Origin of the sequence: Hazenella coriacea, from assembly GCF_004341825.1 — a bacterium.
GTDB lineage: Bacteria > Bacillota > Bacilli > Thermoactinomycetales > Thermoactinomycetaceae > Hazenella > Hazenella coriacea.
The window spans coordinates 1-23,425 of record NZ_SMAG01000007.1; the positions used below are offsets into that span (position 1 = coordinate 1).

The 23,425-nt window shown below is 40.3% G+C and carries 27 protein-coding genes and 1 rRNA gene; 3 read left to right on the forward strand and 25 right to left on the reverse strand.

Annotated features, from left to right (window positions below; translation table 11 throughout):
- Window positions 1-92, reverse strand: a 16S ribosomal RNA gene (locus EDD58_RS11155); the annotation flags it as partial.
- Window positions 93-516: 424 nt separating this feature from the next.
- Window positions 517-1,176: a DUF4272 domain-containing protein gene (locus EDD58_RS11160; protein ID WP_131925613.1), complete on the reverse strand. Its 660-nt coding sequence runs from the start codon at window positions 1,174-1,176 to the stop codon at window positions 517-519.
- A 213-nt stretch (window positions 1,177-1,389) separates the two neighbouring features.
- Here EDD58_RS11160 and EDD58_RS11165 point away from each other — a divergent pair, with 213 nt between their 5' ends.
- On the forward strand, window positions 1,390-1,740 hold the full coding sequence (locus tag EDD58_RS11165) for a hypothetical protein (RefSeq protein ID WP_131925615.1): 351 nt from the start codon (window positions 1,390-1,392) through the stop codon (window positions 1,738-1,740).
- 48 nt (window positions 1,741-1,788) lie between these two features.
- Here the strand turns inward: EDD58_RS11165 and ku are convergent, their stop codons facing one another.
- From ku to EDD58_RS11225, 12 genes are all read right to left on the reverse strand, one after another.
- Window positions 1,789-2,613: a non-homologous end joining protein Ku gene (ku, locus tag EDD58_RS11170; protein WP_131925617.1), complete on the reverse strand. Its 825-nt coding sequence runs from the start codon at window positions 2,611-2,613 to the stop codon at window positions 1,789-1,791.
- Window positions 2,613-4,001, reverse strand: a complete 1,389-nt coding sequence (locus EDD58_RS11175; protein WP_165875947.1) for a tetratricopeptide repeat protein — start codon at window positions 3,999-4,001, stop codon at window positions 2,613-2,615. The genes ku and EDD58_RS11175 overlap by 1 nt, the downstream gene beginning before the upstream one ends.
- Window positions 4,002-4,141: 140 nt before the next feature.
- Window positions 4,142-4,525: an aspartate 1-decarboxylase gene (gene panD, locus EDD58_RS11180; protein WP_131925621.1), complete on the reverse strand. Its 384-nt coding sequence runs from the start codon at window positions 4,523-4,525 to the stop codon at window positions 4,142-4,144.
- A gap of 1 nt (window position 4,526) precedes the next feature.
- Window positions 4,527-5,387: a pantoate--beta-alanine ligase gene (gene panC, locus EDD58_RS11185; protein WP_243648720.1), complete on the reverse strand. Its 861-nt coding sequence runs from the start codon at window positions 5,385-5,387 to the stop codon at window positions 4,527-4,529.
- Window positions 5,387-6,250: a 3-methyl-2-oxobutanoate hydroxymethyltransferase gene (gene panB / locus EDD58_RS11190; protein WP_131925625.1), complete on the reverse strand. Its 864-nt coding sequence runs from the start codon at window positions 6,248-6,250 to the stop codon at window positions 5,387-5,389. Before panB ends, panC begins: the two co-directional genes overlap by 1 nt.
- 321 nt (window positions 6,251-6,571) lie before the next feature.
- Window positions 6,572-7,546 carry a biotin--[acetyl-CoA-carboxylase] ligase gene (locus tag EDD58_RS11195; protein ID WP_131925627.1) on the reverse strand — a complete coding sequence of 325 codons (975 nt, stop codon included), beginning with the start codon at window positions 7,544-7,546 and terminating at the stop codon, window positions 6,572-6,574.
- The gene (locus EDD58_RS11200) at window positions 7,527-8,756 is read right to left on the reverse strand and encodes a CCA tRNA nucleotidyltransferase (RefSeq protein WP_131925629.1); all 1,230 of its coding nucleotides are present in this window, start codon (window positions 8,754-8,756) and stop codon (window positions 7,527-7,529) included. The genes EDD58_RS11195 and EDD58_RS11200 overlap by 20 nt, the downstream gene beginning before the upstream one ends.
- Window positions 8,757-8,766: 10 nt before the next feature.
- Window positions 8,767-9,882: an N-acetyl-alpha-D-glucosaminyl L-malate synthase BshA gene (bshA, locus tag EDD58_RS11205; RefSeq protein ID WP_131925631.1), complete on the reverse strand. Its 1,116-nt coding sequence runs from the start codon at window positions 9,880-9,882 to the stop codon at window positions 8,767-8,769.
- A 16-nt stretch (window positions 9,883-9,898) separates the two neighbouring features.
- Window positions 9,899-10,603: a bacillithiol biosynthesis deacetylase BshB1 gene (gene bshB1, locus EDD58_RS11210; RefSeq protein ID WP_131925633.1), complete on the reverse strand. Its 705-nt coding sequence runs from the start codon at window positions 10,601-10,603 to the stop codon at window positions 9,899-9,901.
- Between the two features lie 21 nt (window positions 10,604-10,624).
- The gene (locus EDD58_RS11215; protein ID WP_131925635.1) at window positions 10,625-11,026 is read right to left on the reverse strand and encodes a methylglyoxal synthase; all 402 of its coding nucleotides are present in this window, start codon (window positions 11,024-11,026) and stop codon (window positions 10,625-10,627) included.
- A gap of 39 nt (window positions 11,027-11,065) precedes the next feature.
- Window positions 11,066-11,866, reverse strand: coding sequence for a 4-hydroxy-tetrahydrodipicolinate reductase (gene dapB / locus EDD58_RS11220; RefSeq protein ID WP_131925637.1), 801 nt, complete (start codon window positions 11,864-11,866; stop codon window positions 11,066-11,068).
- A 32-nt stretch (window positions 11,867-11,898) separates the two neighbouring features.
- On the reverse strand, window positions 11,899-12,231 hold the full coding sequence (locus EDD58_RS11225) for a nucleotide pyrophosphohydrolase (RefSeq protein WP_131925639.1): 333 nt from the start codon (window positions 12,229-12,231) through the stop codon (window positions 11,899-11,901).
- Window positions 12,232-12,369: 138 nt separating this feature from the next.
- On the opposite strand from EDD58_RS11225, the gene EDD58_RS11230 reads away from it, so the two are divergent.
- Both EDD58_RS11230 and EDD58_RS11235 read left to right on the forward strand, forming a co-directional pair.
- Complete coding sequence (locus EDD58_RS11230; protein WP_131925641.1) at window positions 12,370-13,254, forward strand: YitT family protein; 885 nt, start codon at window positions 12,370-12,372, stop codon at window positions 13,252-13,254.
- A gap of 111 nt (window positions 13,255-13,365) precedes the next feature.
- The gene (locus EDD58_RS11235; RefSeq protein ID WP_131925643.1) at window positions 13,366-13,767 is read left to right on the forward strand and encodes a helix-turn-helix domain-containing protein; all 402 of its coding nucleotides are present in this window, start codon (window positions 13,366-13,368) and stop codon (window positions 13,765-13,767) included.
- Between the two features lie 169 nt (window positions 13,768-13,936).
- Here EDD58_RS11235 and EDD58_RS11240 read toward each other — a convergent pair whose 3' ends face one another.
- The 11 genes from EDD58_RS11240 to EDD58_RS11290 form a co-directional block, all read right to left on the reverse strand.
- On the reverse strand, window positions 13,937-14,728 hold the full coding sequence (locus EDD58_RS11240; protein ID WP_131925645.1) for a sporulation protein YpjB: 792 nt from the start codon (window positions 14,726-14,728) through the stop codon (window positions 13,937-13,939).
- Window positions 14,729-14,945: 217 nt separating this feature from the next.
- Entirely contained in the window at window positions 14,946-15,566 is a 621-nt protein-coding gene (locus EDD58_RS11245; protein ID WP_243648721.1) for a DUF1405 domain-containing protein, read from the reverse strand.
- Window positions 15,567-15,656: 90 nt separating this feature from the next.
- Window positions 15,657-16,463 carry a menaquinol-cytochrome c reductase cytochrome b/c subunit gene (locus EDD58_RS11250; protein WP_131925647.1) on the reverse strand — a complete coding sequence of 269 codons (807 nt, stop codon included), beginning with the start codon at window positions 16,461-16,463 and terminating at the stop codon, window positions 15,657-15,659.
- Between the two features lie 25 nt (window positions 16,464-16,488).
- Entirely contained in the window at window positions 16,489-17,160 is a 672-nt protein-coding gene (gene qcrB / locus EDD58_RS11255; RefSeq protein ID WP_131925649.1) for a menaquinol-cytochrome c reductase cytochrome b subunit, read from the reverse strand.
- Between the two features lie 27 nt (window positions 17,161-17,187).
- Entirely contained in the window at window positions 17,188-17,691 is a 504-nt protein-coding gene (locus tag EDD58_RS11260) for a QcrA and Rieske domain-containing protein (RefSeq protein WP_131925651.1), read from the reverse strand.
- Window positions 17,692-17,858: 167 nt separating this feature from the next.
- A complete protein-coding gene (locus EDD58_RS11265) occupies window positions 17,859-18,314 on the reverse strand; it encodes a DUF2487 family protein (RefSeq protein ID WP_131925653.1) in 456 nt (151 codons plus the stop codon).
- A gap of 60 nt (window positions 18,315-18,374) precedes the next feature.
- Window positions 18,375-18,926 (reverse strand): ReoY family proteolytic degradation factor, encoded by a 552-nt coding sequence (locus EDD58_RS11270; protein WP_131925655.1) that lies wholly within the window; start codon window positions 18,924-18,926, stop codon window positions 18,375-18,377.
- Window positions 18,927-19,053: 127 nt separating this feature from the next.
- Window positions 19,054-20,199, reverse strand: coding sequence for a hypothetical protein (locus tag EDD58_RS11275; protein WP_131925657.1), 1,146 nt, complete (start codon window positions 20,197-20,199; stop codon window positions 19,054-19,056).
- Window positions 20,200-20,340: 141 nt separating this feature from the next.
- On the reverse strand, window positions 20,341-20,829 hold the full coding sequence (locus EDD58_RS11280; RefSeq protein WP_131925659.1) for a hypothetical protein: 489 nt from the start codon (window positions 20,827-20,829) through the stop codon (window positions 20,341-20,343).
- A gap of 185 nt (window positions 20,830-21,014) precedes the next feature.
- A complete protein-coding gene (gene aroA, locus EDD58_RS11285) occupies window positions 21,015-22,301 on the reverse strand; it encodes a 3-phosphoshikimate 1-carboxyvinyltransferase (protein ID WP_131925661.1) in 1,287 nt (428 codons plus the stop codon).
- Between the two features lie 12 nt (window positions 22,302-22,313).
- Window positions 22,314-23,423 carry a prephenate dehydrogenase gene (locus EDD58_RS11290; protein WP_131925663.1) on the reverse strand — a complete coding sequence of 370 codons (1,110 nt, stop codon included), beginning with the start codon at window positions 23,421-23,423 and terminating at the stop codon, window positions 22,314-22,316.
- Window positions 23,424-23,425: the final 2 nt, after the last annotated feature.

Below are 23,425 nucleotides of genomic sequence, written 5' to 3' on the forward strand. Positions count from 1 at the left end.
TCGCCGCTAGGAGCCGAAGCTCCCCGCTCGACTTGCATGTATTAGGCACGCCGCCAGCGTTCGTCCTGAGCCAGGATCAAACTCTCCAAAAATGGCTGTTTGATTCTATGCTCTCAAAAAATTAACAGGTCATGGTTTCACTCTTTAGTTTTCAAGGAACACTGTATCAATCTATTTTTTCTTTATCACCATCTTGCGGCGACAAGTAATAATTTATCATGCACAAGAAATAAAGTCAACACTGAAAATAAATATTTAAATATTCTTTTTTTCAATCTACTAATCATCTCCTTCATTCACAAGCATCAGGTAAATCAATTAACAACAAAATGGTTAGAAAAGTGTTAGTTACTCTATTAAACCATATGAGTCACACATGAATCTAAATTCCGTCGGGTTGTTGTTTCTCTAGGAAAACAACAACCCAACTCGATAGAAAGAATTATTTTTAATTACTACAAGAAATTTTATTCAAGTCAAGATGATTAAGCAAAAACAGAATCATTCTATTAACTTCTAGTCATCCCATTCATCTAACCAGTTCACAAGCCAAGCCAGCGCATGGATTCGCTCATAGACAATCATCTGATCAAATGACTGTAGAAAAGATTGTTGATCTCCTTCTTCATGGAAAGAACGATGAATCCGGTATGTAAAATCTACTTCGTCTAAGAGTATTGAAATATTTCTAAACTGTGCATCCTTAATAAATGATTGAACGGATTGCCCTAGTTCAGGCACACAACCTCGAAGTAATCCCCCATCACACTTCACTTTAGGCAAGTCTAGAAGATCTATTTTTCCTAAACTCCACAAGAGCACCCATAGACCCTCTATTCTCCATGTTAACAAATTAGATTGTAGAGATTTTTGTCGCCATACTTTTTCTCCATCATCCAAATTAGATATGGGTACTAAAAAAATTTCTTTTTCCTTGGGTGTGAGTGACTCCCATAAACCTTCATTTTGTACCCATCTAACTACTTCTTCTGGTTTTTCATAAAAAATCACTCCCATTAAAGCATGTAAAAGTAAAGCTCTCGAGGCAACCTCTTGTGGAGAACGTAATTGAATCATCGTTTCATCTTCAAGCGCTGGAATATTTTGATTAGGATGAAGACCGATCGAACGTAATTTTTCTTCAGAGCGTTTCTTCCGCTCGATGGATTGCACCATTATAAATGATAACCTCCTAGAATTAAGAATAGATTAATTATATAATATGCCCTTCAGAAATTCAGTGTTCATTTAATGAGTGATATCCTCTATTAAAATGGACATATGGTATCCAGTGATTCTCATAAGCTTATTTTATCAACATATATATTACATAAAACTCCAATGACAATTGGGCTATTACTCTTATTTACATAAGGTAGGTAGTTATGGATGAAAACATCACAAAAAGTGCTTATTAGGACTTGTTTGATCACAGCGATCACCATTAATCTCATGTTAATCGGCTTAGCTATAGGAAGTGCAAAAGTTCCACTCTATGAGAATATAGAAGAACCTGTTTCTTCCTTACTGGAACCCCCCTCTCAAGTTCGTACTGAATACATTATGGAACTCATCGAGTCTCAACCAGCTTCTTCCACATATATAGAAGAAGATCCAAGTGGAAGATGGATCGTTGACCACTTCAAAGAGTTTGAATACCAGTTTGACCAATATGGAAAAGTAATTCGAAAAACTCCAACCCAAAAAGAAGAATACATTCGTTACTGGGAAGGGAACTAAAAAAATGGAGCTAGATCACTCCACCTAGCTCCTTAGATCTGCATCATTCTATGATGTAGCTTTTTTCTTTTTGCCCGTTGCTTTATTCGATTGCCTTTGAGCTTTCCCTTTGGTAGCATTTAAACTCGCTTGTAGCGCTTCCATCAAATCAACGATTTTTTCAGGTTTTTGTCCAGGTGCTTCTACAATTGCTTCTTCACTCACTTTTTTCTCGATGGCTTGTTCGACTGCGTTTCGATAATCATCCTGGTATTTTTCTGGATCAAAGGTAGTCGTCAACTGTTCGATTAGCTGAATCGCCATTTTCATTTCTTTTTCAGGAAGCTCCATCCCCACAGGAACATTGGGGACTTGATTAGAATCTCGAACCTCATCAGGATAAAAAATCGTTTCCATCACCAAACAATCACCATAAACGCGGATCACTGCTAATGTCTGTTTAGAGCGAATCGTTACTTGGGCAACGCCAATTTTACCTGATTCATCTAAAGCTTGTCTTAAAAGTGCATATGCTTTATGATTCGGATCTTGTGCTCCTAAAAAATAGGTTTTATCGAAATAAATGGGGTCAATTTGAGATAACTCTACAAAATCAAGGATTTCAATCGCCCGATTCGCCTCTGGTTGAAGTGACTCTAACTCTTCTTTTTCCATCAATACATATTTTCCATCCGCATATTCAAAACCTTTGACAATCTCATCCCAAGAGACCTCTTTTTCACAATGAGGGCAAGTGCGAACCATCTTGATCGGAGTCTGACACTCTTTATGAAGATAGCGAAATCGAATATTTTTCTCTTCTGTTGCTGCATACATTTTAATCGGTATGTTAACAAGACCAAAACTAATCGATCCTTTCCACATTGTATGCATTATGTCACCTCGATCTTTGTGAGAACCATTTGTCCCCAACAGGTTTGCGTTGAATGTGGTCTACCCTCGATCATATGGCAGATCCCTTCAAAAAATAAAGGGTCTTTCCACTTTGGACTTAATCTCTGTGCCTGTTGAAAATCAAAAATCGCTTCTTGAACTTTCCCTAACTCCAACAAAGTTCGTCCTTTTTGAAAGTAACCCAATGCTTGCACAGACGCTTGTTCATTTTCAATCAACTCATGGGCCATACAAAGCGCATGATCAAACTGTCCCATCTGAATTGACAAACGTGATCGTAAGGCCATCCATATGGGTTTCTCTTTAAGCTCTGATGGTAAAGTTTGCATCGCTGATTCAGCTTTCTCCATCTCCCCATCCATCATGGTAAACCAAATATAACCTAATAGTAAGTCAGGGTGGTTTGGAAATAATGAAAGTCCTTTTTTGATCCATAACAATGCCTGATCTTGCTTCTGAAGAACCCATAAATTCCATGCAATACCGTAGTAAGCGGTGGCTTGACGTGGTTCTTTGTCTACCAAACACTGGTACCAATAAATAGCTTCTTCTGGCTGCCCCATCTCTTCATAATCTTGGGCAATCGATAAAAGAACTTCTGGGTGATGGGTTTTTTCATAGGAAGCTAACCTCCAAAACGAGACACTGCTCCACTCTTGAAAATAACGGTAACAACTAGATAAATAATACATGGACTCCCAGTCATCTTCATTCACAGATAATGAATAATAAAAACAAGGGATGGCTTCATGATATTCCCCTAACCGAAAATGACAAGCTCCTTGATTAAACCAGGCATCCGATTGATCAGGAATTAAATCAACCACTTTGGAAAAAAGTTTGATGGCTCTTCGATCATCCTGCTGTTTAACTGCAATACACCCAAGCATATGATATGCAAAGGCTGTAAACATCTCATGAGTAGCGGTTTGACTTACTAGTTGAAAATGTTGACTGGCTTCATCCAATTGATTCTCTTGAAAATAGCTTAAGCCTAAATAAATTCGACCTAGTAAAAAATCTGGTTCATCTTTAACAACTTGCTTGAACAATTGACCCGCTTCCTTAAACATAGTTAAACCATAATAACCTTGTCCTTGTCGAAACTGACGAACCACTGATTCATGTAATAAACATTCTTCCTCCAAATCTAATTCATCCGAAGTGAGATCAGGATATTCAGATACCAAAGTAGCAATCTGCTCTTCAATGTATGCCCAAGATTCCAGGAGTCGATCACATGATTTTTTTATTTGTTGTAATCGAATCCTCCACTTCGAACGCTCGTCAGCTGGACATTGTGCATATTGATCTTTGATCTCCCCCAACTCTTCTTTAACCGTTTCCAGCCACGCTTGATGATTCATATCACTCTCCTCCATCCGACCTATTTTATAAGGAGTATAACCGGATCTCACAAAACCATACGGGAAGGTTTTTCTATTCCAACAAGTAAATAAAAAAACTCACGCCTCCGCAATAAAAGGAGACATGAGCTATAAGCAATTTATAAAACCGTTCCATGTACTTCTTCACCAATAAACATCTCAACTTGATTTTTTTCGTTCATAATCGCTATTTTCGGTTGATAATTACGAGCAGTTGCCTCATCCATCCATGCATAAGAAATAATAATGACTTGATCACCGGGTTGAACAAGACGAGCAGCTGCTCCGTTTAGACAAATCGTGCCACTTCCACGCTCTCCTGGAATCACATACGTTTCCAATCGAGCGCCATTATTGTTATTGACGATTTGTACTTTTTCATTGGGTAAAATATCAACTTGATCTAAAAGGTCTTCATCAATGGTCACACTACCTACATATTGCAAATTGGCCTCAGTGACTGTGGCACGATGGATTTTAGCTTTCATCATAGTTCGGAACATGTCACACACTCCCATTGTCAAACAAAATATTATCTATTAATCGTGTCGTTCCAAATCGGACGGCTACAGCTACTAAAATCGGCTGTTGTTTTAAATCGCTAACCGGTTCGAGACGAGGGTAAGACAAGGTTTCCACATAATCAATTTCCGCAAGTGGTTGACTCTCAATTCGTTGACGAAGAAATTGGTTGACCTGATCCGCTGATTGAAAAAGATCAGATTGAAGCTTTTGCTTCGTCTCGAACAGAGATTGACTTAGGATTAATGCTTGCTTCCGCTCTTCCTCTGATAAATAAATATTTCGTGAGCTCATAGCCAAACCATCTGGTTCACGAATAATATCGCATGGGACAATAGTAATGGGAAAGTTCAAATCTTTAACCATCTGTTGAATGACAGCCACTTGCTGGGCATCTTTTAAACCAAAGAAAGCACAATCAGGTCTAACGATGTGAAATAGTTTCGAAACCACTGTCGCAACCCCAGTGAAATGTCCTGGTCTGGATGCTCCACATAATTGTTCAGTGATTCCTCCAGAAACTTCAACCTGTGTTACGATGGGTTCTGGGTACATCTCTTCACCTGTTGGATGAAAAAGAAAGTCAACTCCTGCTTCTTCTGCTAATCGTGCATCGCGTTCCAAATCACGTGGATAACGATCTAAATCTTCATTCGCTCCAAACTGAAGCGGATTCACAAAGATTGACATCACTACAAGATCGCACATTTTCTTTGCGCGTTTAACTAAACTTAAATGCCCTTCATGTAGATAGCCCATCGTAGGAACTAAACCAATCTTCACCGGATTAGGTTGAAGATGCAATGCAGATTGTAGATCTTTGATCTGGATAAACCGTTTCATCATTTGTCTCCTTCTTTACTACCATAAAGCTGTTCAATGAGATCAGACGAAAGGTGGGAAACATGAGAAGCTTCTGGAAATGCTCTTTGTTTAACCTCTTGCACATAGGTTTGAACTCCTTGTTTCATCGCTTTACCGATCTCACCATACACTTTTACAAAGGATGGATGCCAATCACCACCCAAGGCGAGAACATCATGAATCACAAGGACTTGACCATCACAATAACGACCTGCTCCAATCCCAATCACAGGAATATGAATAGATTCTGCAATCATTTGAGCCAATTCCTCAGGAACACATTCTAGAACTAGGGAAAAGACACCCGCTTCCTCTAATCCCTTAGCCTCTTCCAACAATCGTTGCGCAGTTTCAACATCTTTTCCTTGTACTAAATATCCACCCAATTGATTGACCGATTGGGGTGTTAAACCTAGGTGACCCATTACTGGGATTCCGGCCATCGTTAATGCTTGGATATTTGAAATAATTTCTGAACCACCTTCTAGCTTCACTCCATATGCTCTCGCTTCTTGCATCAACCTTGCTCCTGCACGTAAGACTTCATCTTTGGAGAGATGTGCTAACATAAAGGGGATATCAGCAATCACCATCGAATGCTTCGCAGCACGCGTAACCGCTTTCGTATGATGAATCATATCATCAAGGGTTACAGGAATGGTTGAATCGTATCCCAACACGACCATTCCTAATGAATCACCTACTAAAAGTAGATCCGCTCCTGCTTGTTCAGCAATCATAGCTGTTGGGTAATCATAAGCTGTAATCATTGCGATCGGCTCACGTTCCTGTTTCATCTTTGCCAGTGTACGTGTGGTTACTTTTTTACGAGATTCGCTCACGGGAAAAGAACCCTCCTTCACTTAAGGGCCCTTGGGCAGAGAAAAATAAAACGCCCATTTAGGTCATCGGACCGAAAAAGGCGTAGGTTTGGCAAAAACCATCCTTCTGTCTCCGTCCCAATGGCTCGAAGCAGATTTAGTTTGCATAGAACTATTGTTGCACCCTATCAATAAAAAACTCAATTTAAGTTTTGGAATAGAAAGGGAGCAACGTCCATCGAGATAAAAAATATAAATAGGAAGTCTCGTGTAGCTCTGAAACAGATGCCACCGATATCCTTTTTTAGGGTACCTAAAATGTCACCAAATTGCAATCTTTTTTCACCATTCAATCTCAGCTGAATAAATGGGGACAACTCCTTGCTCAGTCTGCAACAGTAAGGCTCCATTTTCATTTAGCGAAAGAGCTTTTCCTGATAGTTCCCCTTGTGTAGTACGTGCCTTAATCATTTGTCCTAACATCCCAGCCGCTTTTTCCCATTCTGTTCGCACCACAGAGAAACCTTCGGCTAAATACTGTGTGTAAATGAGCTCTAACTCTTCTAAAATAACCGCGATCAAAGAGGCTCGATGAACGGAAGAACCCAATTCCATAGCTAATGAAGTGGCAATCGGTTTTAATTCCGGAGGTAAATCTGTTTCCATCGTATTTACATTGATCCCAATCCCTGTTACCAAATAGTGGATCCGGTCTTGTTCCCCTCTTAATTCACACAAGATTCCACATACTTTTTTCCCATTGATAAGAAGATCATTGGGCCATTTGATCTGTATAGGTAAACCCGTCACTCGTTGAATCCCTTTCGATACTCCGATTGAAGCCAACAATGTCATATGAGGGGCATGGGCAAGTGGAATCTTGGGACGTAAAATGAGGCTCATCCAAATACCAGTATGAGGAGGAGAATGCCAAGAGCGGCCTAATCGTCCTCTTCCTGATCTCTGCTCTTCAGCGACAACAAGCGCTCCTTCTTTCGCTCCTTCTTTCGCCCACTGATGAGCTGCAATTTGTGTAGAGGTAGTTTGAAACTCATAACGAATCTCTTTACCAAATTGCTGAGTATGTAGATGAGGAATGATCTCTTCTGGTGCAACCCGATCTGGACGATAAACAAGTCGATATCCACTCCGTGGTTTAGCTTCTATTTCATAACCTTCATTTCGTAGCTCTTCAATATGCTTCCAAATAGCGGTTCGACTTACCCCTACTTTCTGACTAATCTCTTCTCCGGATAAAAATTGAGTTTGATTTTGTAACAACACAGCGATTAACTCATTACGAATCCCTTTTCTCAAGGTAACATCCTTCCTTTAACAAAACATCCTTACGGTTCTCCAACCGCCTGAGAGCCACTTGCTCCAATAAATAGTTTAATCGCTCCCCAATCCACGGTCCTGTTTTTTTGGGGATGGCTTGAAGTAAATCCATTCCACTTAGATCAAGCTCTTTCAGGTGAGTAATTGGCATTTCACTCCACCATTGTTTCAGTCGCGAAAGGGTGATAGAATCCGAGTCCAAATCAACGGTTTCTGTCATCACTGCTAATAGCCAACCTCGTTGAACCGCTTCCAATCCATATGTTAATAGCAATTTTTTCCCCGATATTTCATCTAATGAAGACCAACCCAGTCCCAACTGGAAACAAGTCTGAATCTCTAAACGATCCACTCGCGATAACTTAAGAGCTTGACAACGCTGTTCCACTTGGTTGTACTTAGTATGAAACATCCATAAAAGAAAAGCCCAGTAGACAATACGATCTTTCCTGTTCCCCAAGTAAGTCAGGTGCAAAGGGGTAAGTCGCCTCCATCGCTCATAACGATGGAATGGTGGCAAATCATAGATGAGTCCAGTATCAAATAAGAGCTTCATCCCTAAATCAGGTCTAGCCCCCTCCCACATCTTTTCCAGCTCCGCTGTCACTCTCTCCACCGATAAATTCACACATAACCCTTTCCATTGCTGGATTGCCTTTAAAGTGGATCCATCTAAACGAAACTGGAATTGAGCAGCAAAACGAATAGCTCGTAACATGCGAAGAGCATCTTCCTGAAACCGATCCTCTGGTTGACCCACTGTTCGAATGATCCCTGCTTCTAAATCCGATACACCACCAAAATAGTCATAAAGACAATCTTCTGCATCTTTGGCCATGGCATTAATCGTAAAGTCACGTCGTGATAAATCCTCTTGTAAGGTTCGAACAAATTTCACTTCTGAAGGGCGGCGATGATCCTTATATTCAGATTCAACGCGAAAAGTAGTCACTTCAACTGGGTTACGATCGATCACTACCGTTACCGTTCCATGCTGCAAACCCGTAGGAATCGTATGAGAAAACACTTTTTGCACCTGCTCAGGTAACGCATTCGTAGCCACATCATAATCTTTGGGTTCTCTACCCAACCATTCATCACGAACGCATCCACCCACCCAATACGCTTCATAACCAACCTGATTTAAGGCTTGGATCACCTGTTGAGCACTTTTACGTTCTTTTCTCATGCGTCTACTCCTACTCTAGGACTTGTTGGTACAACTCTTCATATTGTTTCACAATCGCCTCTCCCGAAAAGCATGTACGAGCTCGATCCATTCCTGCTTGTGAAAACTCTAAATAAAGACTCTCATCTAATAAAAGCGAAAGAGCATCCTTACTCATCTGTTCCACATTTCCAATCTCTGTTAAAAACCCCGTCTGCCCATGAACAACTACTTCTGGTAAACCACCTGCATCAGAACCAATCGTCGGTACACCACATGCCATCGCTTCTAAAGCGACTAAGCCAAAGCTCTCTTTTTCGGAAGGCAAAATAAGTAGGTCTGCGAGAGACATCAAGGGAGCTACCTCATCTTGCTTCCCCAAAAAACAGACTTTATTCATTAATCCCAGTTCTCTAGCTTTCTTCATAATATTGGGCATTTCTGGTCCTTCACCTACCAATAGCAAACGAGCAGGTATCTGCTTTTGCACCTGATAAAAAATATCAATCATATCATTAGGACGTTTGACAGGCCGAAAATTGGAAATATGCAACAGTATTTTTTCGTGATCATCTGCATATTTGTTACGAATCTCTGTGACATTACGGGGATAATAAACACGCGTATCAACAAAATTATAGATACGATAAATGGAACGATACACTGGAAAGCTGGCTAAGGTTTGTCTGACTAAATCATCTGAGACCGCCGTAACTGCATCACTATGCTGAATCCCATAACTAATAATATCTTTGAGTGAAGGGTCTTCTCCTAAAACTGTGATATCTGTTCCATGTAGAGTCGTGACAACTTTTAAATGATCTCCTACCATTTGCTTCGCTAACACAGCAGCGATTGCATGCGGAATCGCATAGTGGACATGTAGTAAGTCAAGTTGATAAGCCTTGGCTACTTGTGCCATCCGACTGGCTAATGCCAAATCATAGGGTGGGTATTTAAACACTGCATATCGATTCGCTTCCACCCCATGATAAGATATATTTTCGTGAAACCTTCCCAATCGAAAAGGCATATCATAAGTAATAAAATGAATCTGATGCCCTCGTTCGGCAAGTAACTTACCTAATTCTGTTGCGACCACTCCTGATCCACCATGAGAAGGGTAGCATGTTATTCCGATACGCATGGAGTACCTCCAACAACTAAGATCGAGAAATGAGGAAAGACTGTTTGAGTGGACGCGGACTAGCTAACGCCTCTCCATAAGATACTCCAATTTGATGTCCCCATAATTGGTCGCGACCGCGAATCATCGACAAAAAGGTAGGACTATTTAACGGGGTATCTACTTCTCCAACTTCTCGTTTAAATTGACTTTCAAAAGCAAGTAATGCATTGACTTTTGTTTCGTACACATCACTAATATCCACAATCACATCAGGAACATGGATATCATTGATAAAATAATGAAACATCTGAGAAACACGATGAACTGGTTCATGTCCAGGTGTTTCTTTTTTACGGATCGCAGCATCAAACACTGCTTCTTTAACTAAATGACTACAGGCCACATGGTCAGGATGACGATCATCCCAGAACGGAGCCAATACAATAGTTGGTTTCCATTGTCGAATCACTTGGGTAATTCGTAACAATTGCTCAGGGGTTCCCACTAAACCACGATCAGGAAAACCTAAATTAATATGCTCAGTTACACCTAATATGTCAATGGCTCTTTGTGTTTCCACTCTTCGACTTTGTACCGTTCCATTCGAAGATAGCTCTGCTTCTGTCAAGTTACAGATTGCAGTCGTAAATCCGGCACGAGCATGTTTGGCTAAAATTCCACCCATTCCGATTTCCACGTCATCGGGATGGGCTCCAAATGCTAATAGGTCAATACTCATTTTATAGTCCTCTCTTTAATATTACCGCTGTTCGATGAGATTTCGCCACGCTAGTTCGCCTTCCTCCACTGCACGAATGAGGATTTCGGCAGAAGCCATATTGGTAGCCACTGGGATATTATGAACATCAGCCAATCTCAATAGCGCGAGGATATCTGGTTCATGGGGCTGTGAAGTGAGGGGATCACGAAAAAAGATAATCAAATCCATTTGATTTTGAGCAACTAAAGCTCCAATTTGTTGATCTCCCCCCAATGGTCCAGAAAGAAAGCGCTGAACTTTTAGCTGAGTAGCTTCCATAACCCGACTTCCTGTAGTTCCTGTGGCATACAATTGATGCTTTTTTAATATAGATTCATAAGCAATAGCAAATTGTACCATTCGTTCTTTTCGTTGATCATGGGCAATCAATGCGATATTCACTTATTTCACCTCTATATAAGATCGAGCACCTTTTCCTACTTATATATCTAGGATATGTTCAAGACCAAAGATCAGATGGTCTATGTCCATCACTTTTTCAATAGCTAACTGGACTCCAGGCATGAATGACTCCCGATTGAAGGAATCATGACGAATCGTTAATAACTGTCCTGATCCACCAAATAAAACCTCTTGATGGGCCACTAATCCAGGTAATCGAACACTGTGAATTCGGAAACCTTGTGTATAAGCTCCTCTAGCCCCTTCTAATCGCTCAGTCTCTTCAGGGTGGCCTTGTCTAAACTCAGGTCGTTGTTGAGCAATCATTTCAGCAGTCTTCATCGCTGTTCCTGAGGGAGCATCTAATTTTTGGTCATGGTGAGACTCTATGATTTCCACATGTGGAAGATACTTAGCTGCCTTCATTGCAAAATCCATCATCATCACGGCTCCAATGGCAAAGTTAGGAGCCACAATTGTTCCCACCTTATGCTGATCACAAAGAATGCGAATTTCCTCCAAATCTTCTTCCGTCAGTCCGCTTGTCCCAACTACAGGACGAACCCCAGATTGAATCGCCAGCTCCATATGATCCTTCACTACATATGGGGTCGTAAAATCAACGAGTACATCTGCCTCATGTTTAGCCAAAGCATCCATGAGAGACCTTTCAAAACTGATATCTAAAGACTTTAATCCAAGTACTTCCCCCACATCTTGTCCTTCTTGGGAGCGAGATATTGCACTCACTAAAGACATATGGTCAGATTGAGTGATCATTTTCACAGCTTCTCGTCCCATTTTTCCATTGGCTCCAGCTACGATGACACGAATACTCATGATTCTTTCTCTCCTCTATCCCTTGTTCTCGATTAGGCTTCATCTTTACGAGTCCATCGTTCTGCATCACGAGTCCGATATTTGTTCATAACCTCATCAAAAGCTTGTTCTAAATCAATATTGAGTGAATTAGCAAAACAAGTGATAATAAAGAGAAGATCTCCTAATTCATTTTGAATCGAGTTTTCCTCTTCACCTGGCTTTTTTGGTTTTTCTCCATAATGGTGATTCACTTCTCTCGCTAACTCTCCTACTTCTTCTGTCATCCGAGCTAGCATCGATAAAGGATGAAAATATCCTTCCTTAAATTGACTAATATAGTCATCTACCTCTTTTTGCATCTCTTTAAACGTTTTCTCAGACATCTGAACATCCCCCTCACACTTTCTCATGTTAACTGATTCCCCAAATGAACTCAATCAAAGGTACATTGATAAACTATATGAGGGCATGTATAATATAGCGGGATTATAAGTATATGGTAAAGAAGAGGCGACAGTTCCATGACACACAAAATAACACTTCATATTCGTAATATCTTCATCATTTTGCTCGGTTCAACCATTTTTGCAATCGGGATTAATTACTTTGCCATCCCCAACCAATTAGCTGAAGGTGGCTTTACAGGGATTGCACTGATCCTAAATTATCTATTTGATTGGTCTCCTGGGCTATTAATTTTCATTCTAAATATCCCTCTCTTATTTGTTGGGTATAAAGTATTTGGTAAACGAACCCTTGTTTACACCATCGTTGGGATTTCAGGTGTATCCATTATGCTTGAATTAACCAAAAGCTTAGCCGAAAATACAAAACCACTGGGTGATCTCCTTCTAGTGGCTTTATATACAGGTGTCTTAACCGGAATTGGATTAGGTATGATCTTCCGTGTAGGGGGAACAACTGGCGGCGTTGATATTATTGCACGCCTTGTCAATAAATACTTTGGGTGGAGTATTGGTCGGACTATGTTCTTATTTGACCTCGCAGTGATTTCATCTACTATTTTCTTATTCAATTTACAGATGGCCATGTATACACTAGTCGCTGTATTCGTAGGTGCTCGGGTTATTGATTTTGTAGTCGAAGGACTAAGCGCCTCGAAAGCAGCCATGATCATCTCCAATTCAGCTCAAGATGTAGCCACCACCATTACACAAAAAATGGGTCGAGGTGTAACGATTCTCAAAGGCAAGGGCGCATATACAGGTGCAGAAAAAGAGGTACTCTATGTCGTTGTAGCACCCAACGAAATGCCAAAACTAAAGCAAATTGTTCATGAAAGAGATCCCTATGCATTTGTCGTTGTTAATGATGCACGTGATGTTCATGGTGAAGGCTTCTCTTTTGAACGAACAGATCAAGATCACCCGAATCCCCATCAATGATTGATGGGGATTTTTTTATAAATAACAGTCAGTTTTTTCAATTTAATGCATATCTTTAAAAGGAAATCAACCATTTCACTACAGTCTTAGATGTAGAAAGGAGAGAATCGATTGCTTTCCGACCGCTTAACCCAACTTCGGAAACAAAAAAAGCTCACCATCGAAGAAGCAGCTTCTAAGATGAACATGAACTCCTTATCACTACACAAATTTGAAAAAGGTAGCAGAGAACCAAGCCTACATAATCTGTGTCGGATCGCCGACTTTTACAGCGTTTCTTTAGATGAACTTGTAGGTCGTAATTGGCACCCCATCTTTGAAGAGTTAGTCTACTTTACAGATGAAGAGATTGCTCTTATGATTCGAGCCATCAACGCTAAAATGGTCCGTCTGGAAAAAGGGATTGAGCTAGATCAACATATAAACTTACCATTTTCCCTTTGGTATAATGAATTAGAAGGATGTAAAGAAGTTATTAAAAAATTGAGTCAATCAAAAGCCATAGAGGGCTAAAGACCAACCATTTTGACTACTTCTCCAATTGGGAGAAGTTTTTGTTTATAGCACAATTTTTTAAGACAAAAAGTAAGCATGAGTCTTACGTCGACGATAGTTCATGCTTACTTTTTGCTTATACAGAGTTTCAATTTCCAATCATGGATACTCACTCATTCTTCCACGATCACTCATCCATCCTCACCTGATATCTCGTCCAACTTACATAAGTCAGTACACCTGCAATAAAACTACTTACCCAAAAAATAAATACTTGAACAGAAACCCCACTAATCTCTTGAGTCACAGCCATCACATCTTTTTCAGTCCCGAAAAATAAAGGTTGTAAAAGAGTTTCTAGTTGTTTAACTCCCTGATCCAACTTAGACAAATCAGTCTGTTTTTCAATGAATGTGAGTAGTGAATCTACTTTATGTACCGTTGAAGGGCTTTTCGTTATGACTAATGCGGGACGAACCATGTGATATTCATCCAACAATTGCTTCACAGCTTCCTGGACTGAATCCAAATCCTTCTGCACAATTGCTTCTTTGATATGTTGGATATGTTTCTTCATCGGATCATAATATCGTTTCCATAAAGGTTGGTGAGGATGAGATACTGCATCAAAGGCTACTTGTAAGCGGATCGCTGAGACCCTGATTTCTTCTTCATTGGGCGTAATACGATTGAGCTGATGTTCTAAATCTAAAATGACATTAGATAACTCATGAATAGCCTCAATACTCAGGTTTTTATCAGATAAATTGGACTTTGAAAATTGATTGGCAAGAATAGCTAATTGGGTTTTCGCCTCTAGATAATCTCCTTTATCAATCCATTTGACGACTAGATTCGCTGTTCGAGACCAACTCTCACTCTCTTTTTGGAAATCCGTACTTGCCAAAGTAATCGGTTGGAATAGGAAATAGATAAGAAAACTACAGAGAAAGAGATATCCCCTAACTCGAGTAAACACCCTTTCTCCCTCCCCTCGTTAACCCTTTTTATCAATCTATTCAGTTTGTCCAATTTAATATGTCTTCCAATAAAAAAAGCCGGACTATCTTCCGACTTTTCGCACACCATATAGTGTTGATGTTCAATGAGATATGAAAGTTTTACATAAAAAATGACTTTATCTAATTCATCGACCATCTAAATTCATCTGTTCGTTTTATTATCAACATAGCTGTTTATGACTTTATTCCTTGCAGTTCTTTTCTCATTTGTAAAATAGTGAAAAGAAATATCGTGACTAAGCTAAGTATAAAGGTAAACCAGCCGACCCAATGAATAAATGGTTCCAACGTTGGAGCCACCCAAGGATGAATTTTTAAACCATAATCTAATCCATCATTGAGTAAGGTCCATCCTGAAACAATCAAAATTTCCTTGACTCCATATGTATAAAACGGTGAGTATAACAAAGCTTGCGCCGCCATTCCTAAATGCGACCCAATCAGCATCCAATGCTGCCATGTCAAAGCATCCATAAATGGACGATCATCTAATGCTCCACCCCAAATAATCATGACAACTGCCCAAATTCCATATTTAAATAGAGTGATTGATGCAAAAGATTCCATTAAAGGGCTGCGCCGAGATAACAGATAAAGAAGTAAGACCATCGTAAAAAATGCACTAGCTGTAGGACTATCTGGAACAAAAATGATTAGACTTGGCTCAGTAATAGCCAATTGATTTTTATACCAGTAAAACCCATAAATAGAACCAAATAAGTTAATGATAAAAAGGATCCATAAGAACCATGAGCTCATCAATAGTGAACGAAAATGAAACCAAAGGAGTTTCACCGTTTATTCCTCCTTTCATCTAGATTTTATTTTACATGATAAAAACCTGGCTGCCAAAAAGCAACCAGGTTGGGTTGGAATGAGTACAAATTATTTTTGCTTTTGTTTCATTAACCAGTCAACGAGTACTTTTTTCTGCTCCTCACTACCTTGGAACATACCAGCTGGCATTGCACCGCGACCGTTATCAATGATATCAATCATATCTTCGGCAGTTAATGTTTTGTCACCCTTCATCCGGTCACCTACACCGAGAAGACCAGGACCACCTACACCCTGTAATTGGTCACCATGGCATGTAATACATGCACTTTGGGAATAAAGTTTATAACCTTCTTCATATTTACCAACTACCTGTGTATTTTTAGGTACAGGTCCTGCAGAAGAAATTAATTGAGCTTCATGTTCATATTCAGCTGCCCAAGTAAGTGCAGCTACCGAAATTAGCGCGATAACCATTAAGCCAGTAGTAACTGGACGCTTCAGAGGTTGACGCTCTTTACTACGATCCAACCAAGGAGCTAGGAATAATCCCATAAACAAAATGAAAGGAACAACTAAAGTACCGATTACTACATAATCTCCAGATGCCCATTTGTATTTAAGCAATTGGTACAAGAATAAGAAGTACCAGTCTGGAACAGGCAAGAAACTGGTGTTTGTGGGGTCAGCCACTTCACCCAGTGGTGGTTCTTCTGCCATAACCAAAGTCATAAATCCAACTAAGAAGACGGCAGCTACCATCCATTCTTTTAATAAAAAGTCAGGAAAAAATGCTTCAGTTTTACCTGGAAACTCAGAATAGTCCTTGGGATATAACTTCGGACGGTCTGCACGAACGCGCGAGTCTCCCACATAGTGGACTTGCTTTTGGTTTCCGTCTTGTTGGTTTGCCAAGTGGATCCCTCCTCACACGCAGACCTTATAGTGGGCCTGAGATGCCCTGACGACGAATTAATAAGAAATGGGCTCCCAACAGTCCTAATAGAGCCGCTGGTAAGAAGAATACATGTAGGGCAAAGAAACGAGCAATCGTTTGAGCACCTACGATATCTCCACCTTGAAGGAACGTTGCAATATAAGGTCCTAAGTAAGGAACAGAAGCGGCAATCTCAACCCCAACCTTGGTAGCAAAATAAGCTTTATTGTCCCAAGGTAAGAGATAGCCAGTAAATCCTAGACCTAACATTACAAAGAAAATGGACATACCAATCACCCAGTTAAATTCACGTGGGTTTTTGTATGAACCGGTGAAGAATACACGTAAAGTATGCAAGAAGAGCATAACGATGGCTACACTCGCACCCCAGTGATGCATTCCCCGTACGATGGCGCCCATAGCCACCTCATTTTGTAAGTACTGAACACTTGCATGGGCATTAACAATATCCGGAACATAGTTCATTGCCAGAAACATCCCGGAAAGGATTTGAATGACAACTACGAAAAATGTCAATCCACCAAAGCAATAAATAAATGCTGAAAAATGGTGGGCAGGGTTCACGTGTTCTGGCACCTCGTGATCTGCTATATCTCGCCATAATGGCGTAACGTCAATGCGTTCATCTACCCAATCATAAATGGCGCGCAGCATCTATGCTACACCTCCCATCACCGCACATTATCCTTTAACTACTGGGCCAATCAATAAGTTACCGTTTTCAACTTTAATCTTATACTTATCTAACGGTTTATTTGGTGGGCTTCCAGGAAGGTTGACTCCATTAGCATCATAACGCCCAAAGTGACAAGGACAGAAAAACTCGTTCTTGAATTGGGGGTTACCTTCCCAGCTTACCGTACAGCCCAAGTGTTTACAGATGGGGGATAGAGCAACGATCTCTCCAGCTTTATCCTTAAATACCCACGCTGTAAATGGTTCCCCTTTTTCAGGTACATACCAACCATCTTTGCGCCCTTGAACTACGAAACTAACCGATTTAGGTCTTTCAGTAATTTCACTGACTGGTAGATTGACATCAATAAAAGTCTCATCTCCACCTTGTTTCAGTACAGGGTCAACTGCAAAGCGCACCATTGGAAATAACATCCCAGATGCAAGGAACCCAGCTGTCCCACCCAATGTGTAAGTTAAAAATTGACGGCGGGAAACTTTCTTACTCACGACTCGTCCGACCTCCTTCTATACGGTATAACCGTCCACTCGGACCGGAACCTTGTTTAACTTGCTAGGACAAATTACTCTTTTACTAGGACATATACATGATAGCGAATGCCCCTTGAAAAAGTCAAGGAATGAGCTGTGAATATCAGACGACAAAATCCTAACTTTTAACTGTCAATATTTGGATCGTTTTGCCACATTTGAAGAACATCCTGAAAAAGCAGATGAACAGCTTGTTCCAGTTGCTCATCAGTAGCAGTATCTTCTAAATTAACTTGATGAGTTAGAACTTTGATCTGCTGACTAGGATCACAGACTGATAAAGACTCAGTGGAAACGATTACAAGATGATAAAAGCCTGAGTCTTTTATCTCTTTGATTATCTCATTAAAATATGCCATAAAAACTTCATGATTTTGTCCAATATATGAAATTGTAGGTAGTAATAGAATTCGTCCTTTTAATTTTTTCTCTAATGATGTAGCAACACGTTCCAACAAACGGGACTGTTGTACAAAAATCTGCTTTTGCTGGATTCGAATCCCTGATACAGGAATACAAAGAGTATCTACAAAGGGAGAAACCTCTTGCCAATCTCGATCTGACATAGTCATTAATTCCATGTGATCATCCTCTTTTCCACATAAAAATGCCCGACATCTCTGTCGAGCATTATATCTAAATTATTGTTTTGACTCTACTATCTTATTCCATTGTTCGCTGAGCTGTAAAAAAGTCTGTTTGTCCCCTGTAGCTAACGCGTCGTCGATTTTCTTGTATAATTCTTGTTGTTGAAATTCTCTAACCGCTTGATCAAGAAGCATCTCCGCGAACAGACTGAGCAAATGGTCTTGCACCAAGTCATGTTTTTCCATGGGATTAACCTCCAATACCGCGGCATACTCAGGACACGCTGCCCGGTCTTTGAAATACAGCTCAATATATAAATCTTCATGGGGATAAGTTCGGATATCGTAAAAAGCTGCTTCGACATCTGTTCCAACCCGTTTATTTTTGATAAACTTAAATGGAATCATATTGCTACAAGTGGCAGAAAGAATCATTGACTTACTTAAATTTTGGGCATTATCGACAAAGTGGACCCGCTTTAACAATTCCTGATTGGAAGACAGGTAATTGAGCAAAAAGGCTGCTTGTTTGATTTTCAACTCATACCGATCTAAAAACCATCCAATAAACTCTTTTTTCTCAGCGATGGAAACTGTATGGCTCATCTTCCTTCTCCCACCCCGCTTTTGTGATTGAATATTATGTCTTTTCGTCTGCCCGCCTCAGAAAATATGGCGCTGAAATGGTATCTGAGTATATCTATGATTCGAGTTCGGGAGGTTTATTTCCTGCTTATTTCCCCGATTTTATGAAACCTTCTTCAATCACTTGTTCACGAAATGCGGAGATTCCATGCATCCACTTGACACCCGATTGAGTAAGTTTCACCAAAGATTGATCTTGCTCCACTCCAAATTGTAAAATCCCCAGATGGACAAGCATTTGAATGGTCTTTCTAAATAATGACTCTTGACTCTCGTAATAATACGGGGAAATCCATTCATTAACTGCCTTATAGATCTGTTCCGTCGGCATCCATTTAGATCGACTAAGTAAACCAATCCAGCGCAAGATAATGGGTAGATGTGGAATGGGCTTACGATAGAGACGAATCCAAAAGCGATAAAGCTGTTTATCTGCATTGGAGTCGTTTTTATATAAATACCCGTTTCCGATATCCGTTAAACTTAAATTTTCTTTATTTTCTCTAAAGTATCCTTTGTAAAATGCATAATCATAGAGAAGCGAAAACCGATCTGGGTAAAGATGATACATCCTGCCAAAACCAAAGCGAGGGCCTTTCTGGTTGATCACGTCCTCGTTAATCACAAATGTTTTTAATAATTGCTTCTGTTGTTGTTTATGGATTGCCCCATCTAAAGTCAATCGAAGAACTTCTTTGCGAATCAAATCAAGGAAACGATAAAGATCTTTAACGAGTTGTCCTTCCTCATTCCGATAAAAGGAGGGAGGGCGTAACAATACCTCTATATCATTTAGGAATGGGCGAATAAACAAGTCCGTCATTTGCTCCCTAAGATCTGATGGAATATGATATAAATATTGCGTGCGATGCGAATAACCAGTAAATAACCATCCTCTTTTTAATGCCCCTACGACTAAACTTCGCGGTTCTCCTTGATCATTCTGTAATGCTGCTCTCCCTTTAGCTAATAGCTCTTCCATTGTATAAGATGGACTGTGATCCAAGATGATTAATTGCATAAACCGATGTTGTGAAGGGGACAAGTCTACAACCATCTGATCCAAGCTTGACTTTTTCCCCACCTTTCTTAATACAGCACAGATCAAGTCATGTTTTGAATGATGGTCACTTACTACGCCACCGTAAAAACGGTTTAATTGTTTTAACTGTTCAATATCTGTATAAGTTAACCAATCAGCCATTCGCACTGTCACATCATCCTCACTATCCAATGGCATTACCACTATAATTAGTTTGGACAAGAAACAGTACAGATAGACCTATGGAATCAAAATAGAGTGAACCCCAGATAAACTTACCTGTCACCTTTCAAAGCATGATCAAGTGCTCTTTAGGCTAATTCCATACAACTATCATCTATTTTTTTGTGTAACTTTCGTCAGAGAGTCTCTCTCCTGGTCATAAGTCTCTTGGACTTGAATCCCTCTCCCAAATAAGAACAAACTAAAATATATTGAAAACATCAATCCTAAAGGAAGCGATTGTTTAGGAAAAAAGAGAGCAAAAAGATCCCCGATCATATTTTTCCACCCTGTTTTTATCTCAAGCATTCCTGCCCATTCGGGGAGTAGTAATGGGATATGAATGATAAAAAAACAGATGATTGCTTCACTCAATGATAACCGATGGCTAAATTTCGCTGACGATCCCAAGCCGATGTATATAAAACATGTGATGATTCCCACCATAATCAATGTCCATTCAAGCATCAGAGAAGATAAGTCATTGGTTGGAAACCAGATAGAGATAAAAAAAGGAAACACCCAAATTTTCAATAATGTAATACTTATGAGTACAAAAGTCGCTTCGATCCACCACCGCCAATATCGTTGAATGAACATTAGACAACCCTCCTCATCAAAAAATATGACTGGAGAATAAAAAAAAGAACCGCCCAATGAAGAGCGGTTTTGCACAAGACGTACAATATTGGATAGGAGTGGAGAGAAACCATACTGTAGTTTAATTATACGAAAATCAGTGGACAAGGTCAACACTTAATTCCTAATTTTCTGATTTGTACTAACTATAAACGAAGGATCATCTCTTCAAATCCCGGAAATGATATTTGAATTGCTTCTGCCTGTTCTACCCGAACCCCATCCTTTGAAGCAAGACCTGCGACAGCCAATGCCATTCCAATTCGATGATCTCCATGACTTTGACAAACCCCACCTTGAAGCGGAGTAGGACCTTCGATCATCAAACCATCTTCTGTTTCCTCAATCTGTGCGCCTAGCTTCCGTAGCTCCTGGGTAATAGCTCGAATTCGATTCGTTTCTTTCACCTTCAGCTCTTCCGCATCGCGAATGATCGTACGCCCTTTTGCTTGGGTAGCGATCACTGCCAAAATTGGGATTTCATCGATCATACGTGGAATGATCTCTCCACCAAATATAGAGCCCACCAACTCCTCGGCGACAATTGTTACTCGCCCCATGGGTTCATGACAGGAAAAATCGGTAATCTCCCACTCGATGTCAGCACCCATTTGGCTAAGTGCTTCGATTAGTCCTATTCTTGTAGGATTAAGCCCAACTCCTTCGACCGTAACCCGACTCCCTGGAACCATACAAGCTGTAGCTAGTAGAAACGCTGCTGACGAAAAATCCCCAGGTACTTGAACAGTCGTTGCAGAAAGTGACTGTTTCCCTTGAATAGAAACCATGCAATCATCATCCCGATTCACTTCCACCCCAAAAGCGGGCAGTAATCTTTCAGTATGATCCCGAGACAGAGAGGGTTCTTTCAGTATGGTTTGACCTTCCGCAAACAGACCTGCTAACATAAGGGCTGACTTCACTTGGGCACTAGCAACAGGTGTTTGGTAAGTGATTCCTTGTAAAGGAGAACCATGAATCACTAAAGGCGTATATTTCCCACCCTGTCTGCCATCAATTTTGGCCCCCATCAGGCGTAAAGGTTCTACGATTCGTGACATCGGTCGTCGTGAAATCGAATCATCTCCAATTAAGACAGAGAAAAACGGGGCTGCCGATAAAAGACCTGCCATCAATCGAATCGTAGTTCCAGAGTTACCAACATCTAGTGGTTGTTTGAGCTCCTTTAGCCCCTCCATCCCTTTTCCATAGATGTATAGCGTAGTTTCTTCAGGTCGCTCCATGTGTACACCCATTTGTTGAAAACAGGTCATGGTGTTTAAACAATCTGCCCCAGTTAAAAATCCTTTAACTGTAGTAATCCCTTCAGCAAGAGCCCCCAACATGATCGATCGGTGAGAAATAGATTTATCTCCAGGAACCCTAAATGTTTTCTGAAAAGGTTTTGAGCGAGAAACTTGGATCTGACTCATGCTTTACTCCTTTCACTCATCATCCATATAAACGGTATATCCTGAATGACGAAGATAAGTGACTGCCTGGATCACATCTTGCTGTGATTGAAAAGAAAGTCGGAGAACACCTGGTGTATACTCACGATTCTCCAATATACATATATTTTTGATATTAATTTTTTGTTGACCCAAAAGCTTCGTTAGATAAGCAATCTCCCCAGGCTGATCACAAATATCTACCACACATTCAAAAAAAGGGGCAAGGATTCCTTTCCGTTTTTTTTCGGGTAATTGACGACGTAATTCTCTAGAACGAGTAAATAGCTCTTCAATCTGATCTGCATTTTTTTCTTGAATAGCTGTGCGAAAGTGCACCATTTGCTTAATCCAATCATCTAACAACGGAATCAATGCTTGATGATTGGTAAGTAAAATATCTCTCCACATTGTTGGATCACTTGCGCCAATCCTTGTTAAATCTCGAAATCCTCCCGCTGCTAACAAATGAAACCATTCATTTTCTTCGTTATATTTTCCCACTTGATTGACGAGTCCCGCTGCAATCACATGGGGGAGGTGGCTGATCGCCCCAACTACCCGATCATGCGCACTAGGCTCCATCAAAACCAGCTTAGCTAAAGTCGCTCTCTCTAATAAGCCACCTAACCGCTGAATTGCTTGCATGGATGTCTCAACCTCTGGAGTTAAGACATAGTATGCATTTTCAAATAAGAGAGACTGAGCCGCCTGCATCCCCGATTGATGCGACCCAGCCATCGGATGACCTCCAATAAAGGTAACTCCCTGTTCGATGAGTACTTTGCCAGTTTGAACGATTTCAGCTTTCGTACTTCCCACGTCTGTCACAATACAATTGGAAGAAAGAGAAAGAGCCGATAGTTCTAAAATTGTATGTTTGATCAGCGTCACTGGTAGTGCAATGATGATAAAGTCAACGCCTTCTACAGCCTGGTTTAATTGGGTTGTTCCTTTATCAATCGCACCTAACGATTCAGCAAGCTGTAAATTCTGATCCGCATGGTCAAATCCAATTACCTCAACAGAAGTTCTCTCTTTTAAACCTAAAGCAATCGAACCACCAATCAAACCCATTCCCAGAATAGCTACACGTTCTGGCATTA

What these genes read in the sequence shown, in the direction of transcription:
- EDD58_RS11160 (WP_131925613.1), bottom strand. Translation starts at nt 1,176, where the DNA reads ATGGTGCAATCCATCGAGCGGAAGAAACGCTCTGAAGAAAAATTACGT.
- EDD58_RS11165 (WP_131925615.1), top strand. Translation starts at nt 1,390, where the DNA reads ATGAAAACATCACAAAAAGTGCTTATTAGGACTTGTTTGATCACAGCG.
- ku (WP_131925617.1), bottom strand. Translation starts at nt 2,613, where the DNA reads ATGCATACAATGTGGAAAGGATCGATTAGTTTTGGTCTTGTTAACATA.
- EDD58_RS11175 (WP_165875947.1), bottom strand. Translation starts at nt 4,001, where the DNA reads ATGAATCATCAAGCGTGGCTGGAAACGGTTAAAGAAGAGTTGGGGGAG.
- panD (WP_131925621.1), bottom strand. Translation starts at nt 4,525, where the DNA reads ATGTTCCGAACTATGATGAAAGCTAAAATCCATCGTGCCACAGTCACT.
- panC (WP_243648720.1), bottom strand. Translation starts at nt 5,387, where the DNA reads ATGAAACGGTTTATCCAGATCAAAGATCTACAATCTGCATTGCATCTT.
- EDD58_RS11200 (WP_131925629.1), bottom strand. Translation starts at nt 8,756, where the DNA reads ATGAGAAAAGAACGTAAAAGTGCTCAACAGGTGATCCAAGCCTTAAAT.
- bshA (WP_131925631.1), bottom strand. Translation starts at nt 9,882, where the DNA reads ATGCGTATCGGAATAACATGCTACCCTTCTCATGGTGGATCAGGAGTG.
- bshB1 (WP_131925633.1), bottom strand. Translation starts at nt 10,603, where the DNA reads ATGAGTATTGACCTATTAGCATTTGGAGCCCATCCCGATGACGTGGAA.
- dapB (WP_131925637.1), bottom strand. Translation starts at nt 11,866, where the DNA reads ATGAGTATTCGTGTCATCGTAGCTGGAGCCAATGGAAAAATGGGACGA.
- EDD58_RS11225 (WP_131925639.1), bottom strand. Translation starts at nt 12,231, where the DNA reads ATGTCTGAGAAAACGTTTAAAGAGATGCAAAAAGAGGTAGATGACTAT.
- EDD58_RS11230 (WP_131925641.1), top strand. Translation starts at nt 12,370, where the DNA reads ATGACACACAAAATAACACTTCATATTCGTAATATCTTCATCATTTTG.
- qcrB (WP_131925649.1), bottom strand. Translation starts at nt 17,160, where the DNA reads ATGCTGCGCGCCATTTATGATTGGGTAGATGAACGCATTGACGTTACG.
- EDD58_RS11265 (WP_131925653.1), bottom strand. Translation starts at nt 18,314, where the DNA reads ATGGAATTAATGACTATGTCAGATCGAGATTGGCAAGAGGTTTCTCCC.
- EDD58_RS11270 (WP_131925655.1), bottom strand. Translation starts at nt 18,926, where the DNA reads ATGAGCCATACAGTTTCCATCGCTGAGAAAAAAGAGTTTATTGGATGG.
- EDD58_RS11280 (WP_131925659.1), bottom strand. Translation starts at nt 20,829, where the DNA reads ATGTTCATTCAACGATATTGGCGGTGGTGGATCGAAGCGACTTTTGTA.
- aroA (WP_131925661.1), bottom strand. Translation starts at nt 22,301, where the DNA reads ATGAGTCAGATCCAAGTTTCTCGCTCAAAACCTTTTCAGAAAACATTT.
- EDD58_RS11290 (WP_131925663.1), bottom strand. Translation starts at nt 23,423, where the DNA reads ATGCCAGAACGTGTAGCTATTCTGGGAATGGGTTTGATTGGTGGTTCG.